The 16,983-nt window shown below is 65.1% G+C and carries 15 protein-coding genes; 12 read left to right on the top strand and 3 right to left on the bottom strand.

Annotated elements, in window-relative coordinates; all coding sequences use genetic code 11:
* The first annotated feature begins 165 nt into the window (after window positions 1-165).
* The gene (gene gdhA, locus AC1DRE_RS20685; RefSeq protein WP_476986375.1) at window positions 166-1,503 is read left to right on the top strand and encodes an NADP-specific glutamate dehydrogenase; all 1,338 of its coding nucleotides are present in this window, start codon (window positions 166-168) and stop codon (window positions 1,501-1,503) included.
* 17 nt (window positions 1,504-1,520) lie between these two features.
* On the opposite strand, the gene AC1DRE_RS20680 is transcribed toward gdhA, so the two are convergent.
* Window positions 1,521-2,480, bottom strand: coding sequence for an AraC-like ligand-binding domain-containing protein (locus tag AC1DRE_RS20680; protein ID WP_476986374.1), 960 nt, complete (start codon window positions 2,478-2,480; stop codon window positions 1,521-1,523).
* 128 nt (window positions 2,481-2,608) lie between these two features.
* Window positions 2,609-3,205, bottom strand: a complete 597-nt coding sequence (locus tag AC1DRE_RS20675) for a TetR/AcrR family transcriptional regulator (protein WP_476986373.1) — start codon at window positions 3,203-3,205, stop codon at window positions 2,609-2,611.
* A gap of 123 nt (window positions 3,206-3,328) precedes the next feature.
* Between AC1DRE_RS20675 and AC1DRE_RS20670 the strand changes: the two genes are divergently transcribed.
* The 10 genes from AC1DRE_RS20670 (at window position 3,329) to AC1DRE_RS20625 (ending at window position 14,559) form a co-directional block, all read left to right on the top strand.
* Window positions 3,329-5,263 (top strand): primary-amine oxidase, encoded by a 1,935-nt coding sequence (locus AC1DRE_RS20670; protein WP_476986372.1) that lies wholly within the window; start codon window positions 3,329-3,331, stop codon window positions 5,261-5,263.
* A 9-nt stretch (window positions 5,264-5,272) separates the two neighbouring features.
* The gene (locus AC1DRE_RS20665) at window positions 5,273-5,791 is read left to right on the top strand and encodes a hypothetical protein (protein WP_476986371.1); all 519 of its coding nucleotides are present in this window, start codon (window positions 5,273-5,275) and stop codon (window positions 5,789-5,791) included.
* A gap of 137 nt (window positions 5,792-5,928) precedes the next feature.
* Window positions 5,929-7,008, top strand: coding sequence for a LacI family DNA-binding transcriptional regulator (locus AC1DRE_RS20660; protein ID WP_476986370.1), 1,080 nt, complete (start codon window positions 5,929-5,931; stop codon window positions 7,006-7,008).
* 232 nt (window positions 7,009-7,240) lie between these two features.
* The gene (gene argH / locus AC1DRE_RS20655; protein ID WP_476986369.1) at window positions 7,241-8,683 is read left to right on the top strand and encodes an argininosuccinate lyase; all 1,443 of its coding nucleotides are present in this window, start codon (window positions 7,241-7,243) and stop codon (window positions 8,681-8,683) included.
* Window positions 8,684-8,749: 66 nt separating this feature from the next.
* Entirely contained in the window at window positions 8,750-9,670 is a 921-nt protein-coding gene (locus tag AC1DRE_RS20650) for an amino acid ABC transporter permease (protein WP_476986368.1), read from the top strand.
* The gene (locus AC1DRE_RS20645) at window positions 9,667-10,434 is read left to right on the top strand and encodes an amino acid ABC transporter ATP-binding protein (protein WP_476986367.1); all 768 of its coding nucleotides are present in this window, start codon (window positions 9,667-9,669) and stop codon (window positions 10,432-10,434) included. Before AC1DRE_RS20650 ends, AC1DRE_RS20645 begins: the two co-directional genes overlap by 4 nt.
* Window positions 10,435-10,494: 60 nt before the next feature.
* A complete protein-coding gene (locus AC1DRE_RS20640) occupies window positions 10,495-11,370 on the top strand; it encodes an ABC transporter substrate-binding protein (protein ID WP_476986366.1) in 876 nt (291 codons plus the stop codon).
* Window positions 11,367-12,224 (top strand): polysaccharide deacetylase family protein, encoded by an 858-nt coding sequence (locus AC1DRE_RS20635; protein ID WP_476986365.1) that lies wholly within the window; start codon window positions 11,367-11,369, stop codon window positions 12,222-12,224. Before AC1DRE_RS20640 ends, AC1DRE_RS20635 begins: the two co-directional genes overlap by 4 nt.
* Entirely contained in the window at window positions 12,214-13,107 is an 894-nt protein-coding gene (locus AC1DRE_RS20630) for a polysaccharide deacetylase family protein (protein WP_476986364.1), read from the top strand. The genes AC1DRE_RS20635 and AC1DRE_RS20630 overlap by 11 nt, the downstream gene beginning before the upstream one ends.
* 45 nt (window positions 13,108-13,152) lie before the next feature.
* Window positions 13,153-14,559: an MmgE/PrpD family protein gene (locus AC1DRE_RS20625; protein WP_476986363.1), complete on the top strand. Its 1,407-nt coding sequence runs from the start codon at window positions 13,153-13,155 to the stop codon at window positions 14,557-14,559.
* Window positions 14,560-14,613: 54 nt separating this feature from the next.
* Here AC1DRE_RS20625 and AC1DRE_RS20620 read toward each other — a convergent pair whose 3' ends face one another.
* A complete protein-coding gene (locus AC1DRE_RS20620) occupies window positions 14,614-15,942 on the bottom strand; it encodes an MFS transporter (protein WP_476986362.1) in 1,329 nt (442 codons plus the stop codon).
* A gap of 167 nt (window positions 15,943-16,109) precedes the next feature.
* Between AC1DRE_RS20620 and AC1DRE_RS20615 the strand changes: the two genes are divergently transcribed.
* The gene (locus tag AC1DRE_RS20615) at window positions 16,110-16,946 is read left to right on the top strand and encodes a shikimate dehydrogenase family protein (protein ID WP_476986361.1); all 837 of its coding nucleotides are present in this window, start codon (window positions 16,110-16,112) and stop codon (window positions 16,944-16,946) included.
* Window positions 16,947-16,983 lie beyond the last annotated feature (37 nt).

The following is a 16,983-nucleotide window of genomic DNA, read 5'->3' as shown; positions in this document are numbered from 1 at the left end:
TCGTTTTATGGAAATTAAATGTCACAATACGGAGGTTAGCTGAAGGCCGATTGGCCATGCGTGGCCCGCGCAGTCACAATTGGCTAAGTTGAAGTTTCAATAAAAGGGTGTCGGTGCGGCGTAAGCCGGAGACTTTCCGCGCCCGGTTCGACGTAAGGAATCATCATGGACGCACGGCTGGAATCTATCCGGGACACGGTGCTGGCGCGGAATCCGGGAGAGGCCGAGTTCCACCAGGCCGTGACCGAGGTGTTCGAAAGCCTCGGCCCGGTCCACGACCGCCACCCCGAGTTCCTTGAAGGCGCGGTGCTGGAGCGGCTGTGCGAACCCGAACGCCAGATCATCTTCCGGGTGCCGTGGACGGACGACTCCGGCCGGGTGCAGATCAACCGCGGCTTCCGGGTGGAGTTCAACTCAGCCCTGGGCCCCTACAAGGGCGGCCTGCGGTTCCACCCGTCCGTGTACCTGGGCATCGTGAAATTCCTCGGCTTCGAGCAGATCTTCAAGAACGCCCTCACCGGCATGCCGATCGGCGGCGGCAAGGGCGGCTCGGACTTCGATCCCCGCGGCCGCAGCGACGCCGAGGTGATGCGCTTCTGCCAGTCGTTCATGACCGAGCTGTACCGCCACATCGGCGAATACACTGACGTTCCGGCGGGCGACATCGGCGTGGGTGGCCGCGAAATCGGCTACCTCTTTGGCCAGTACAAGCGCATCACCAACCGCTACGAATCCGGCGTCCTGACGGGCAAGGGCATCTCCTGGGGCGGCTCGCTGGTGCGGCCCGAAGCCACGGGCTTCGGCACGGTGATCTTCACCGGGGAGATGCTTAGGACCAGGGGCTCGTCCTTCGACGGGCAGCGCGTGGTGGTCTCCGGCTCCGGCAACGTGGCCATCAATGCCATCGCGAAGGCCCAGGCGCTCGGCGCCACCGTGGTGGCCTGCTCCGATTCCTCCGGCTACATCGTGGACGAGGCGGGAATCGACGTCGCCCTGCTGCGCCGGATCAAGGAAGTGGAACGCGGACGCCTTAAGGACTATGAGGTCCGCCGCCCCGGAGTCTCCTATGTCGACGGCGGCTCGGTGTGGGACGTCGACGCCACGGTGGCGCTGCCCTGCGCCACGCAGAACGAGCTCGACGGCGACGCTGCCGCCCGGCTGGTCCGCAACGGCCTGCTCGCCGTCGGTGAAGGTGCCAACATGCCGTCCACCCGGGAGGCCGTGGCGGTGTTCCAGGAAGCCGGTGTGCTGTTCGCCCCGGGCAAGGCCGCCAACGCGGGCGGGGTGGCCACATCAGCCCTCGAGATGCAGCAGAACGCGAGCCGCGACTCCTGGTCCTTCGAGCACACCGAACAGCGCCTCACGGAGATCATGGTGGGCATCCACGACCTCTGCGCCCAGACCGCCGACGAATACGGCGAGCCCGGCAACTACGTGCTGGGCGCCAACATCGGCGGCTTCGTCAAGGTTGCCGACGCGATGCTCGCGCAGGGCTTGATCTAGGAACCCTGGCGCAGGGTCTAGGCGCCGCGCCGCCAGTCGCTGGGGGATTCGCCGAAAGCGTCCCGGAAGGAGCGGCTGAAATGCGCCGCGTCCAGGAATCCCCAGCGGGCGGCGACGGCACCGACGGACGTGCCGGTGTGCAGCGGGTCCCTCAGGTCGCGCCGGATGCGTTCGAGCCGCTGGCTCCGGATCCAGCTGGCCACGGTGGCGCCGGACTCGTGGAAGACATTGTGCAGATGCCGCGTGGAGATGAAGTGTGCCGCCGCAATGCTGGCCGGTGACAGCTGCGGATCGGCCAGGTTGGCCTCGATGTATTCGCGGACCGACGTGGCCAGCAGCACCTGGGGCTTCATGCTGTCCGCCGCCATGTCCAGTTCCGAGTGAAGCATCGTCGAGACAAGATCAAGGGCGTTGGCGGCCAGCCGGGACCCGCTGGGACCGCTGAGCAGTCCGGGGTTGGCCGCGATCTGGGCAATGAACGGGCCAACGATGCCGCTCAGGCCACTGCCGCCGGCCAGGCAGACCGCGGAAAGCTGGCCCACGTAGTCCGGCGGGAGCGTCAGTGCGTCGTGGGGGAACATCACCACCATCATCCGAGCCTGCTCTTCGAAGGCGAGCGTGTACGGCCGGTTCGTGTCGTAGATGGCGAGGTCGCCGGGGCGCAGCACAGCCTCGCGGTTGTCCTGGATGAGGAGGCCGGTGCCTTCCAGCTGGAGATTGAGCTTGAAATAGCGCTGGTCGGACTGCGCCAGCAGGGCCGGTGTGCGGTGGACGCTGTGGGATGTGGCCGAGACCTCCACGATTGCCATGCGGTCCAGCACGCGGGACCGCATCCGGCCGCGGAAGGTGTCCGGGTGGTCGGTTTCCGCCGCCAGCGGCACAAAGGACTCCGCCACGAGGTGCCGCCAGTGGTCAAATGACGTGGCCACGCTGGAGGTGAGGTCCTGGCCCGCGGGGCGGGTTGTAGTTGCAGACATGGATGTTCCTGACGCCGGTCGGCCATCTGTAGCTTGTCCCCCAAGGCTGTGTCCTGCGACACAGTCATTTCAGGTTAGCGCCGAACTTCCGCCATGTCATTCTTTTTTCGACACTTGGCGAAAAAAGATCAGGTGCCGGCCGCAAGCAGGGTCAGGAAGGCGTCCAGCTGGTCAGCCAGGCCCGGATCCGCCTGGCCTTCGGGGGCGAGGGCGGCGGCAATCTGCGCGCCGAGCAGCATGTTCAGCAGGTGGCCGGCGATGGCTGAGTCGTTGACGGCGGCGCTGACGGTTCCGTGCTCCCGGGCCTCGGCCAGGTATCCCAGGATGGAGGCGTGCCACTGCTCCATGGACTCGCGGTGGATGGCCGCCTTCCCGGGATCGTTGATGGCCTTTTGCCAGAACGGAACGACGATCCGCGCTTCATTGACGCGCTCGGAATCCAGCGGCAGCACCTCAATGCAAAACGCCTTCAGCGCCGGAATCCCGGCCTTGCCCGCGGTCACTTCCCGGATGCGCTCGTTGGTCCGGTTGAAGACGTGCCCGAACGCAAATGTCAGCAAGGTGTCCTTGGTGGGGAAATACGGCTTAAGGGCGCCGTTGGCGAAGCCGGCCTCAAGGGCGATCTCCCGCATTGTGGCGCCTTCTATGCCCAGCCTGGCGATGATCCGCCAGGTTGCATCCACCAGTTCCAGGCGACGCTCGTCATGGTCAACAATCTTTGGCACGCTGGCACTCCCCCGGAACTTTTTTGTGTCGAACCCTTGTGATCCATCTTACGGACGGTTTATTCTCTACAACTATAGAAAATAAAAATCCGACCTGCCAAGGTCCCGGACAAAAAGGCCGTCATGACACCCTCTATAACTGACACGCTTACGCCGTACCGCCTTGCAACGGGTGCTGAAATCACCGAGGTCCAGGGCATTCTCCGCGCCGGGGGACTGCTTGGTCCGGAGAAGCGGATCGCCTACCTCGGCCTGCTGGACCCGGCCCGGGGCGCGGCAGCGGATGCCGCTCCTGCGGAAACCGCGGATAGGCGCTTCCGGGTGTTCATCCACGATGTGTCAGGCGGGCGCCCCCTGGACGTGACTGTCTCCGCCACGAGCAGCGCGGTGACCTCCGCCGTCGAACTCGACACCGCCGTCACGGGTGAACTGCCCGTCCTGGAAGAGGAATTTGAAGTCGTCGAAGAACTCCTGGCGTCCGACGAGCGCTGGCTCAAGGCCCTCGCGGACCGCGGGCTGGACGTCGGCAAGGTCCGTGTTGCGCCGCTGTCCGCCGGCGTCTTCGAATACCCCGGGGAGAAGGGCCGCCGCATCCTCCGCGGACTGGCCTTTGTGCAGGAGTTTCCCGAGGACAGCGCCTGGGCGCATCCGGTGGACGGCCTCGTGGCGTACGTCGACGTCGTCAGCAAGGAAGTCACGCAGGTCCTGGACCTGGGGGCCGTCCCGGTGCCCGCAGAGCACGGCAACTACACCGATCCGGAGCTCACCGGCCAGCTGCGCACCACCCAGAAGCCCATCAGCATCACCCAGCCCGAAGGACCCAGCTTCACGGTCACCGGCGGCAACCACGTTGAATGGGAAAAGTGGAGCGTCGACGTCGGCTTTGATGTCCGCGAGGGCGTGGTGCTGCACAACCTTGCCTTCCAGGACGGCGGCCGCAAGCGCCCCATCATCAACCGGGCCTCCATTGCCGAGATGGTGGTCCCGTACGGGGACCCGTCGCCGATCCGGTCCTGGCAGAACTACTTCGACACCGGCGAATACCTCGTGGGCCAGTACGCCAATTCGCTCGAACTGGGCTGCGACTGCCTCGGCGAGATCACCTACCTCAGCCCGGTGATCAGCGATGCGTTCGGCAACCCGCGCGAAATCCGCAACGGCATCTGCATGCACGAGGAAGACTGGGGCATCCTGGCCAAGCACAGCGACCTCTGGTCCGGCATCTCCTACACCCGCCGCAACCGCCGGCTGGTGATCTCCTTCTTCACCACCATCGGCAACTACGACTACGGCTTCTACTGGTACCTCTACCTCGACGGCACCATTGAATTCGAGGCCAAAGCCACCGGCGTCGTGTTCACCAGTGCCTTCCCGGAAGGCGGCTCGGCCAACATTTCCCAGCTCGCCCCCGGGCTGGGCGCGCCGTTCCACCAGCACCTCTTCAGCGCGCGGCTGGACATGGCGATCGACGGCTTCACCAACAGGGTGGAGGAGGAAGACGTGGTCCGGCAGCCCATGGGCGAGGGAAACGAGCGCGGCAACGCGTTCTCCCGGAAGCGGACCGTCCTGGCCCGGGAGTCCGACGGCGTCCGCGAGGCCGATGCCCGCAGCGGCCGAACCTGGATCATTTCCAACCCGGACTCGCGCAACCGGCTGGGCGAACCCGTGGGCTACAAGCTGCATGCCCAGAACCAGCCCACGCTGCTCGCGGATCCGGAGTCCTCGATTGCCCGCCGGGCGGCGTTCGCCACCAAGGACCTGTGGGTCACCCGGTTCGCGGAGGACGAGCGCTACCCCACGGGGGATTTTGTGAACCAGCATTCCGGCGGGGCCGGCCTGCCGGCGTACATCGCCCAGGACCGCGAGATTGACGGCCAGGACATCGTGGTCTGGCACACTTTCGGGCTGACGCACTTTCCCCGGATCGAGGACTGGCCCATCATGCCGGTGGACACTGTCGGCTTCAAGCTCCGCCCGGAAGGTTTCTTCGACCGCAGCCCCGTGCTGGATGTGCCGGCGGGTTCACAGCCTGCCGCCGGCGGACACTGCCACGGCTAGGCCCACGCCGTGACAGCCCTGCGGGGATGGGACCGCGCCGCCGGCCCCATCCCGGGGCCGCCCCACCGGCCACAATCGGCAGGCCATCCGAGGCCCGCCCTTCATCCGCGGATGGTTGCCGCGGCCACCGCGGCATCCTGCCTGGTGCACCTCTGGCTCGCGGCGGGCAACCACCATGGACCCTGGCTGAACCTGCTGATGCTCGCCATGGTGGGCGTCTGCTTGCCGTGTGCGGTGCACATCTGGCGCGACGGCCGCGTGGGTTCCCTGCGGCAGGTGATGGCGTGCGGGCTGGCAATGACGGTGCTGCACGCCGCCCTGCTGCTGGGCGGCGGTTCCGGCGCAGGTTCCGGCAGCGGGGCGGCCGGCCACTTCCACGGGGCTGCGGCACTGCCGGCGGCAGCGGCTGCCGGATCCGCGGCTGGTTCTGCCGCTGGCGGGCTGCTGGCCGTCATCGCCCTGGAAATCATGACGGCGCTGCTCGCCGCCACGCTGCTGGCACGGCTCCGGCGCGTGTCCGGCGGCTGATCGGGCTTGTCGAGGTCCGAGGGTTTCGGCAGGCCCAAACGCCCGTGCGGCAGTCGCCTGAAAAGACATTGAGAAACCGGTGTCATGCGGCAACTAATTGAACATTTGAAACACAATAAATGTTGTAGATTCTATTTATGGAATCCAATCAATATACGAACCCCCGGCTGGTGGATGTGGCGCGCCTTGCCGGCGTATCCAGGGCGACGGCGGCGCGTGCGCTGGGCGGGTACGGCTCGGTCAGCCCCGAACTGGCTTCCATGGTTGCGGCGGCGGCCGAAACACTGGGATACCGCGGCAACGCCCTCGCCAAGAGCGTCAGCTCCGGCCGGTCCCACACCATCGGGGTTGTCATCAGCGATATCGAGAACCCGCACTTCGCCAAGGCCGTCAGGGGAATTACCGATACTGCCAAGAAATCAGGCTTTGACGTCATACTCGCCAATACCGACGAGAACCTTGACGCTGAAAGAGCCGCCGTAGAAGTGTTTCTCGCGAAGCGCGTGGATGGGCTGATTGTGGCATCTACCTCCCGGAGCGACTCCGCCCACCTCCTGGACTTCGCCAAGATGCGCCGTCCGCTGGTCCTTTTCGACCGCAGACCGGACAACGTGCCCGCTGACTGGGTTGGCACCGACTGCTACGGCGACGCCCGCAAGGTGGTGGAATACCTTGCGCAGAAGGGCCACAGGAAGCTGGCTTTCGTCTCGGCAACCACCAAGACCCCGGAGGAGCTCGAACTGGGGTCGCCGTTGCCGATCTCAACCATCGCCGATCGGGTCCGGGCGATCCGCGATGCGTGTGCTGCAGCGGGAATCCAGTATGAATTCATCTCCGGTGCGATGTCGCCGGAGCAGACCAATGAGGCTGTGGCGGCGCTGCTGGCCAGGGAGGACCGCCCGAGCGCCCTGATCATGTCCTACAGCCGGCTCGCCCTCCCGGCGTTCCAGGCCATACGCCGGGCCGGCCTGCGCATTCCTGGGGACATCTCTCTGGTGTGCCTCGACGATGCTGACTGGATGACCGTGAGCTCCCCGGAAGTGTCCGTAATCTCCATTCCCGCCTATGAACTGGGTGCCCGTGCCGCCGAAATCCTGATTGAAAGAATTGCCGGAGGTGGGCCGGCTGCTACTGACCACCTCGTTCGGGCGGACTTCGTGGAGCGTGCTTCCGTGGCCGACCTCCAAAGCGCCGGGGCGGTGCTGGAGGCCCTCTGAAGGTGGGAGAGCCCGTAACCTTGCCCTGAAATCGTTGACCAAGATACCGGTGTCCCGTAACGTCAAATTAGGCGGTGACACCGGTATCTTTCTTTTTGGGTATCTGAGTCTGATACCAGTCTCCATGAAACAAGTTATTTACATGGAAATCATTGACTTCGCGTTTACTGAAGGAATACTTTAGTTTCATGCAGGTGACTCGGATCACCTCCCAGACGCCTAGGAGCAACACATGACAGCTCAGACCAAACTGTGGGGCGGCCGGTTTGCCGGCGCATCCAGCCCCGAACTCATCCGATTCTCCCGCTCTGATTCGCGCTACTTCGCGATGGCGCCCTATGACCTCCACGGTTCGCGGGCCCACGTCCGCGAGCTGAACCGCTCGGGCCTGATCACCGATGCCGAGCTCGGGGTCTTCATCAGTACGCTCGAGGACCTCGCCCGGGATTTCGCCGCCGGATCACTGATCCCCTCGGAGCAGGACGAAGACGTCCACACCTTCTTGGAACGGGCGTTGATTGAACGCATGGGGCCGGACGGCGGCAAGATCCGCGCCGGCCGGTCCCGCAACGACCAGGCCGCCAACGACCTCCGCCTCTACATGCGGGACAAGGCCCGGACCCTCAGCGCCCTGGTGGTCGGGCTCGCCCGTGCCCTGGCCGGCCAGGCCGAACAGCACCTCCACACGCCCGTCCCGGGATTCACCCACCTGCAGTCGGCCCAGCCCGTGGTCTTCGCCCATCAGCTGCTGGCCCACGCACAGCCGTTGCTGCGTGACCTGCACCGCTTGCAGGACTGGGACAAAAGGGCAGCAGTGTCGCCACTGGGCGCAGCCGCGCTGGCCGGATCCACTTTTGCCCTCAACCCGGAGATCGCCGCCAGGGACCAGGGCTACGAGACGAGCGCCGAAAATTCGATCGATGCCGTGGGAAGCCGCGACGCTGCCATCGAGTTCCTCTTCGTCTGCTCACTGACCCTGATCGACATTTCGCGGTTATGCGAGGAAATCATTTCCTGGGCATCACAGCAATTCCGGTGGATCCGGATGGACGACGCCTACTGCACCGGCAGCTCGATCATGCCGCAGAAGAAGAACCCGGACATCGCCGAACTTGCCCGTGGCAAGGCCGGACGCGTGCTCGGGGACCTAATGGGGCTCATGGCCTCCGTGAAGTCACTGCCGCTGGCCTACAACCGCGACCTCGCGGAGGACAAGAATGCGGTGATCGACGCCGTCGAAACACTGGAAGTAGCACTCCCGGCCCTGAGCGGCCTTGTCCGGACGTTCACCGTCAACGTCGAGGAAGTCAAGCGCCAGTCGACCGCAGGGTTTACGCTGGCGACGGAAGTCGCCGACTGGCTCGCCCGCCAGAACATTCCGTTCAGCGAGGCCCACGAGATTTCCGGCGCCCTGGTGCAGTACTGCGAATCCAACGGGCTGGACTACGGTGACCTCACCGATGAGCAGCTAGCGTCTGTGGACACACGGCTGACTCCCGACGTGCGCGAGGTGCTGACCATTGAAGCGGCGCTGGAGGCGCATTCGGGATTCGGCGGAACAGCGCCCACCCGCGTGGCCGAGCAGTTGGCGCGGCTGCGGGCGCGGCTTGACCAGGTCATGGGCTGGACCGATGACTACGCGGGCCTCCAGGTCAAGCCCGGGCCCCTCACGTAAGCGGATGGAACATACAGCGCGGCAGGGCGTCCGCACCCAGCTAACCTTCCAGGATCAGGAAAACCGATGAACACTCAAACCAAACCAGGCGTTTCAACGGGCTCCGCAGCGCCGGACCTGAAAATCGTGCCGCGCCGACACGTGGCCCGCTGGATCAGCGGAGGGCTGGTGGTGCTGCTGCTGGTCTGGCTGGGAGTCTCGTTCTCCCGGGCCCAGATCGACTGGCCCACGGTGCAGGAATATCTCACGGTGCCCACGCTGATCCAGGGCATCGGCGTGGCCATTGTCCTGACAGTTGTGGCCATGGTGCTAGGCCTTGTGCTGGGCGTGGTGACCGCGATCATGCGGCTGTCCAAGAATCCCGTCACCTCCGGCGTCGCCTGGCTCTACATCTGGGTCTTCCGCGGGACGCCTGTCTACCTGCAGCTGCTCATGTGGTTCAACCTAGCGCTGATCTTCCCGGTGATCGGCATCCCCGGGGTCTTCCAAGGCCGCATGATCGATATCCTGTCGCCCTTCGTGGCAGCCTCGATTGGCCTTGGACTAAACCAGGGCGCCTACACGTCCGAGGTGGTCCGCGGCGGCATTCTGTCCGTGGACGAAGGCCAGACGGAGGCTGCCCAGGCGGTGGGGATGACCCGGCTACAAGCGATGCGGCGGATCGTCCTTCCCCAGGCCATGCGCGTCATCATCCCCCCGGTCGGCAATGAAGTGATCGGCATGCTCAAAACGACGTCGCTGGCCTCTGCCATCGGAGTGAGCGAAATCCTCTCCGAGGCGCAGCACATCTACTACGTCAACAACCGCATCATGGAGCTTCTCATCGTGTGTGCCGTCTGGTATCTCGGTGCGGTGTCCTTGCTGAGCATGGGCCAGTACTACCTTGAACGGTCGTTCGCCAAAGGCTCGTCCAGCAGGCAACTGCCGCTGACCCCGCTGCAGCGGCTGAGAAGCATCTTCGGCACCTATAGAAAGGCCACCCCGTGAGCGCCGCAACAGTAGTCCGCGCGGAAAATGTCCATAAAAGCTTCGGGCTGAACGAGGTCCTCAAGGGAGTCAACCTCGAGGTCGGCGCCGGCGAGGTGGTTTGCCTCCTTGGAGCCTCGGGTTCAGGCAAGAGCACCTTCCTCCGCTGCATCAACCACCTCGAAACCCTGTCCAAGGGCCGGATCTGGGTCGGCGACAAAGTCGTGGGATACCGGCAGGAGGGCGACCGGCTGTATGAGCTCTCCGACAAGGAGGCGGCCAAACAGCGCCGTTCCATCGGCATGGTCTTCCAGCGCTTCAACCTCTTCCCGCACATGACGGTGCTGGAGAACATCATCGAGGGCCCCGTCCTGGTCAACAAGGAAAAACCCGCGGACGCCAAACGGCACGCCTCGGAACTGCTCGCCCGCGTTGGCCTGGCCGGACGCGAGGAGTCGTACCCCCGGCAGCTCTCCGGCGGCCAGCAGCAGCGCGTGGCCATTGCCAGGGCGCTGGCCATGAAACCCGAGCTGATCCTCTTTGACGAACCGACCTCCGCCCTGGACCCCGAACTAGTGGGCGAAGTCCTGGATGTCATGAAGGACCTCGCCCGGTCCGGCCTCACGATGATCGTGGTCACCCACGAAATCGGCTTCGCCAAGGAAGTTGCCGACCGTGTTGCCTTCATGCACGGCGGCGAAATCGTCGAAATCGGCCGGCCCGAAGACGTCCTTGGCAATCCGAGCCATGAACGCACCAAGGCCTTCCTTGCCCGCGTTTTCTAACCACATCCAAAAGCAGCATCCCTTCACCGGCGTCACCCCAACAACCCCTGGAGCCCAACTATGAAGCACTTCAAGACCGCCGCCCGCATCGGGGCCATAGCCGCCGTCGCCACCTTCGGCCTGACCGGCTGCGTCGGCGGAACGGACACCATGACCTCCTCATCGGAGTCGGCACCCGCGGGCCTGCCCCAGGCCATCAAGGACGCCGGAGTCATCCGCATCGGCCTGTCCCCGGACTTCCCGCCAATGGAATACCGCGACGGTGACAAGCTCACCGGGGTCGACATCGAACTTCAGCAGAAACTGGGCGAAGTGCTCGGCGTCAAGATCGAGCGGGTGGAGGCGCCGTTCGACCAGCTGATCAACTCCGTCCAGACCAGCCGGGTGGACCTGGTCATGTCAGGCATTTCGGACACCGTGGAACGCCAAAAGACCGCCGACTTCGTGGACTACTTCAAGTCACAGGGACGCCTCTACACATCCGGGGCGCGCGCAGCCGAATTCACCAAGCAGTCGGACGCCTGCGGCAAGAAGCTCGCCGTCAGCGGAAAGACTGACTACTTCGAACAGGTCAAGACCCTGAGCAAGGCCCTGTGTACTGACCAGGGCCTGCCGGAAATCAGCATCCTCGCCACCGATTCCGGAGCCGCAGCCAGGCTCCAGATCGAACAGGGCCGGGCCGATCTCGCCGCCCAGGGAGCCGAAAACCTCGCCTACTTCGCCAAGACCGAGCCGGGCAAGTACGAGGCGGTGCTGGATCCGCTGCCCGCCAAGCCGTTCGGCGTCCTGATGAAGAAGGGCAACACCCAGCTCGCCAACGCGGTCAAGGACGCCTTCGACAAGATCATCGCCAGCGGCGATTACCAGAAGATCCTGGACAGCTACGGGCTGGGTTACGGTTCCACGTCGCCGGTGATCAACGGCGTCAAGTCTTGACGATTCCGCATGGGTCCAAAGCCGGGGCGGCGTGGCCTGCTCACCAGCAGGCCGCCGTCGCCCTGGCTTTTGACCTGGACGGACCCACCGGTGACGCCATGCTGAATGGCACTATCTGGGACCGGCCCGAATATTTCAGCCAGGGTGCCTACGGACCTTGGCGCGCGCTGGACCGCATCCTCGGGCTGCTGGAGCGCCACGACATTCCTGCGACGTTCTTCATTCCTGCGTGGGTGGTGGAGACCTGGCCGGAGAAGTGCCGGCAGATTGTGGACCGGGGCCACGAGGTGGCGCACCACGGCTACCGTCACGAGAAGTACTGGGACCTCACCATGCTCCAGCAGCGCGAGGTGATCGGCGTCAGCCAGGACATCTTCCTCAAGACCTTGGGGAGCGCCGCCGTCGGATTCCGCACCCCGTCAGGCGACTGGCGGCCGGAAACGCCGGCACTGCTCGCCGAGCTCGGCTTTGAGTACTCGAGTTCGATGCGGGGTGACGACCGCCCGTATTTCCACGAAGGCGGGGGCCTGGTGGAAATACCGGCCCGTTCTGACATGGACGACTACGCCTCGCTGGCCTACACCACCAACCCCGATTGGCCCTCCGGCGGAGACCGGATTGCCAGCTACGAGCTCACGCTGGATAACTGGACGCGCGAATTCGACGGGTACCTCGCCGAGGGACTCTGCCTGACCACCATCTTCCATCCCAAGGTGATCGGCAAACCGGGCCGTGCGGTGCTGCTGGACCGGTGGATCGAGCATATGAAGTCGTCGGGCACCGTGTGGTTTGCCAGATGCAGGGAAGTCAGTGACTGGTGGCGCGAAAGCAAGGAAGGGAACGATGAGCGCTGACAAGGTGAAGACCCGCTGGCCGGACGGCAAGAAGTGCGCGTTCGTCCTGACGGTTGGCTTTGAAGCGGAACTGGCCATCCTTGCGGAAGCACCGGACGCCGTCGACCGCGCCAAGAGCCTGTCCGTGGGGCAATACGGCGGCACCCGGGGAGTGGACCGTGTGCTGGCCGAACTGGCCCGCACCGGAACGGCCGCCAGCTGGTTCATCCCGGCCGGCAACCTCGACACGTACCCGCGGCAATGCGAAGCCGTTGCCGCCGCGGGCCACGAGCTGGGAAATATGGGCTGGGCTCTCGAGGACTTTGGTTCCCTGGACCTGGCACGCCAGCTCGACGCCGTTGCGTCGGCTCAGGACGCCTTCGAAGCCCGTTTGGGTGTGCGTCCCGCCGGGTTCAGGGCGGGACGGGGATCCTATGCCCGCGGGCTCCCCGCAGCCCTGGCTGCCGCAGGCTTCAGCTGGTCCTCGTCCTGGCACGGCGATGACCTGCCGCACTTCCACGCCGGAAGCGCCGGGTCGCTGGTGGAGCTGTGTCGGCACCATGAACTCGACGACTACCCATATTTTGTCTTCAACCTTGATCCGCCCATCCCCAAGGGCAGCCCCCGCATCGCTTCAACACGGGAGGTCCTCCGCAACTGGATCCTCGAGTTCGATGCCTACCGGGCGGAGGGGCTGTGCTTCGTACTTACTATTCATCCGGAAATCATCGGGACGCCGGGGCGGATCGGCATGCTCCGCGAGCTTATGGACCATGTGACAGCACACAACGACGTCTGGATCGCTACCGGCGGCGAAGTGGCCCAATGGTGGCGCCAGCGCAATGAACCGAACCCGCCCGGTCACCCGGCAGACATCTTCGACGCCCTCTACCCGGCCCGCTGATTCCGCCTCCCGGCGACCGGGACGGGCAGCAAAGATAGGACACCCATGGAAACCGCGCACGGAACAGCGGCACGGCAATTTTCGTCATTCGTCACCTCCCTCGCGATCGCCGACGTACCCGCCGCCGCGCTGCACAGGGCAAAGATACACATCCTGGACACTCTGGGCGCCGGGATAGCCGGATCGGCCTCCGCCGAAGCCCGGATCAGCCGCACAGCCCTTGGCCCTGCCCACGGTGTTGCACCCGCCGGGGGCGGCGTTCCGGTGTGGGGGACGCCTGAGTGCGCCGCGCCGTTGCACGCCGCGTTCGTCAACGGCGTCGCCGCCCACGCGTTTGAACTGGATGATTCCGGCGGCTGCGACCATTCGGGAGCGGTTGTCCTGCCAGCGGCACTCGCTGCGACGGCGCTGGCTGACGGCCCGGTATCCGGAGAGCGCCTGATGCTTGCGGTGATAGGCGGCTATGAGCTGGGCCGCCGTGTGCAGAGCGCCCTGGGCGGGTACGACGCCGTAAATAACGCCGGATGGCATTCCACCGGGGTGTGCGGTACTTTCGCCGCAGCTGCCGCGGCCGGGATGATCCTCCGCCTGGACGCGGAACAGCTGACATCAGCCATCGGTCTCGCCGGCACGTTCACGGGCGGCACGTGGGCTTTCATGAGCGACGGGTCCATGTCCAAGCGGCTCCACGTGGGACGTGCCGCCGAAGCGGGGCTCAACAGCGCTGTACTGGCACGCGGCGGCTTCACCGGTCCGGGTGACATCTTTTCCGCGCGCTGGGGGAGTTTCCTGAAGCTTTACGGAGGGGAGGGCGCGGACGAATCCCAGCTGTATGCGGACCTTGGCAGGCAATGGCTCGTTGAACGTGCCTCCATCAAGCCGTACGCTTCCTGCCGCAGCACCCACTCTGCCATCGACGCGATGCTGTTCCTGAAACGGGAACACGGCATTCTCCCCGAAGACATCGAGAAGATCACGGTGCTGACCAGCTCCCTGATCTACGACATGTGCGGCGGCTACGACGTTTCCTCACTGGTCGCCGCGCAGCTCAGCATGCCTTTTGCACTGGCAACGGCAATTGTCCGGGACGGAGTGGGACTGGCCGACATCTCAACCAGGGGCAGAACCGACGGATCCGTGACTTCGATGATGGGCCGCATCCAGTTGGAGGTGGACAGCACGCAGTCCGGAGGATCAGCAGAGCCCGTGCTGGTGGTGCACACCAGCACGGGCGTCTACCGGCACCAGGCCGTTGTGGCGCGTGGCGCTGCCGCCAACCGCCTTTCCGACGCCGAAACCCTGCAGAAGTTCGCCGGGCTCGCCGGCACCCGGCTCCCGGAATCCGACGTGGACTTTATCGCGGAGCACATTCTGGCCCTTGAAGTCTGCCCGGACGTGGGCGAATGGCTGCAACGGACAAGGACGAATGACGAACCGGACCTGGTCCGCTGACTGCGGGCGGGGAGCGGAACCCCGGGGGTTTCGACATGCCCGGCCACCGGTGCCTCAGCGGACGGGGTTGCCCAGTTCGCGCAGCGGCGTCTTGTGGGTTTCGCGGGCCCAGAGTGCACCGGCAACTGCCAGCAGTGACGACGCCGCCACGATCCAGGCCGCCGGCCCCCAATTGGCCTTGGTGGCACCCACCAGGGCGGTTCCCAAAAGCGGCGTGAAACCGGCGCAGAGGATGCCCACCTGCAGCCCGATGGCCATCCCGGAGTAGCGGACCTTGACGTTGAACAGCTCCGAGAACCAGGCAGGGTAGATCGCGTTGGACATCGCATAGGTGCCGGCGGTGATCAGCGTGCTGGCGACGAAGATCATGGGGATGTTGCCGGTGGAGATGACCGAGAAGTACACAAAGATCATGATGCCTGAGCCCACCACGCCGGTGATGAAGACGGGGCGCCGGCCGAATTTATCCGACAGGGCAGCCATGAGGGGCTGCGTGGCGATGGCGATCACGTTACCGAGGATGCTGACCCAGAGCATGGTGGAGGCAGGGACGCCGACGGAGACGGCGTAGGCCAGGCCGAAGGACTGCATAAAGGTGTTGGTGACGGTTTCGAAGGACATCAGGGCCACCTGGAAGAACTGGGCCGGGTGGGTCTTGAACATTTTGGCGAACGGCAGCTTCACCAGTTCGCCGTGATCGTGCTTCTCCTCGAAGACCTCGGGTTCCTCGAGCGAACGGCGGACCATGTACGCCACGAAGAGCACGATGACGGAGAGCCAGAACGGGATGCGCCAGCCCCATGCGAGCCGGTCAGCCTCGTTCATTGCGGCCACCGGCAGGAAGGCCAGGGAGGCCAGCACGATGCCGAAGGAAATGCCGCTCATGGCGAAGCTGGCAAAGAAGCCGCGCCGGCCGGCGGGGGCTTCCTCCGTGGTCAGGGCCGAGGCTCCCGCGGTTTCAGCACCAGCCGAGAGGCCCTGCATCAGGCGGAGCAGCACCAGCAGGGCCGGCGCCCAGTAGCCGGCGGTGTTGAAGTCCGGCAGGACGCCGATCAGGAACGTGGCGGCACCCATGAGAACGAGGGTGAGGACCAGGGTCGCCTTGCGGCCGATCTTGTCGCCGAGGTGTCCAAAGAAGACTGCGCCAAAGGGGCGGGCCACATAGGCCACGCCGAAGGTGGCGAAGGAGGCGAGCAGCGCCACGGTGGCGTCACCCGACGGGAAGAAGATCTTCGAAAAGATCAGCGATGCTGCCGTGGCGTAGATGAAGAAGTCGTAGTACTCAAGGGCGCCGCCCAGGAATGCGGCCAGCGCGGCCTTCTTGGCCCGCTTGAGCTTGCGCTGGGCCTCTGCGGTCTCGGCCGTGGTTGCAAGATTGGTCATTCTGATGGTCCTTCCACACTGAAAGACGGTTGCTCCGGTGCATGGATGCGATTTTGATTTGTGCGCATTACGAACAGCTGTGCGATATGCGACTATGGATAGCGTACCGCAGAGTGAGGTGCCTCACAACGCCTCCCGGCTGCGTCTCCCAACTGAGAGGTGCCACCATGGAAAACGAAACGCCCGGACACCGGCTGTTCCTCATCGGCTCGGAAGCTTCGAAGGCGATGTCCCCTGGATTGTGGAGCCCTGTGTTCGAACAGCTCGGCAGCAACTGGACGTATGAGGCGTGGGACGTTCCGGCCGGCCGGGACATGTCGGGTGTCCGAGGCGCACTGCTGGAGGCCGACGTCGTGGCCGCCAACGTCACCATGCCCCACAAGCAATGGGCCGCCCGGGCTGCGGACACCGTCACCGAACAGGTCCGGCTCAGCGGAGCCTCGAACATGCTGGTCCGGCACGGCCGGAAGCTGAGCGCGCACAATACGGACATCACAGCCGTTGCCGGGCTCCTTGGCGGTCGGCGCCAGTGGCACGTCCTGATGCTCGGGGCCGGCGGAGCCGCACGTGCCGCCTTGGTGGCACTGGCGGGGCTGGCTGACTTGGTCACAGTCACGGACAAGGACCCGCGTGCGTCGCAACAGCTGCTGGACCTCGCAACCACCCTTGGCATGGAGGCCAAGGCGGTTTCGTGGCCGGAAGCCCCGGGCCAGGCTTGTTTGGCATCGCTGATCGTGAACGCCACGCCGATAGGCAAGGGAAGCGCCGACGATCCGGCCTGGGGCCCGGCCGAACTTTCTCCCGACGCCTTTGTCTATGACTTCGTCTACGCCGACCACGTGACGGCCACGATCGCCAGCGCGAGGGCACAGGGCCTGCCGTGTGCCGACGGCTGGGACCACCTGCGCGCACAGGCGGCTGCCATGATCCCTATCCTTGGACTGGGGCCGGAGACCGGCGCCCTGCTGGACCGCACGCTCACGGCCATCCAGGCGAAGAACTGACCCCCGCCGGTTCCGCTGATTCCGCAGCGGGTTATCC

The organism is Arthrobacter sp. P4_H3, assembly GCF_056400885.1.
This window is presented reverse-complemented; position numbering and strand designations above follow the sequence as displayed.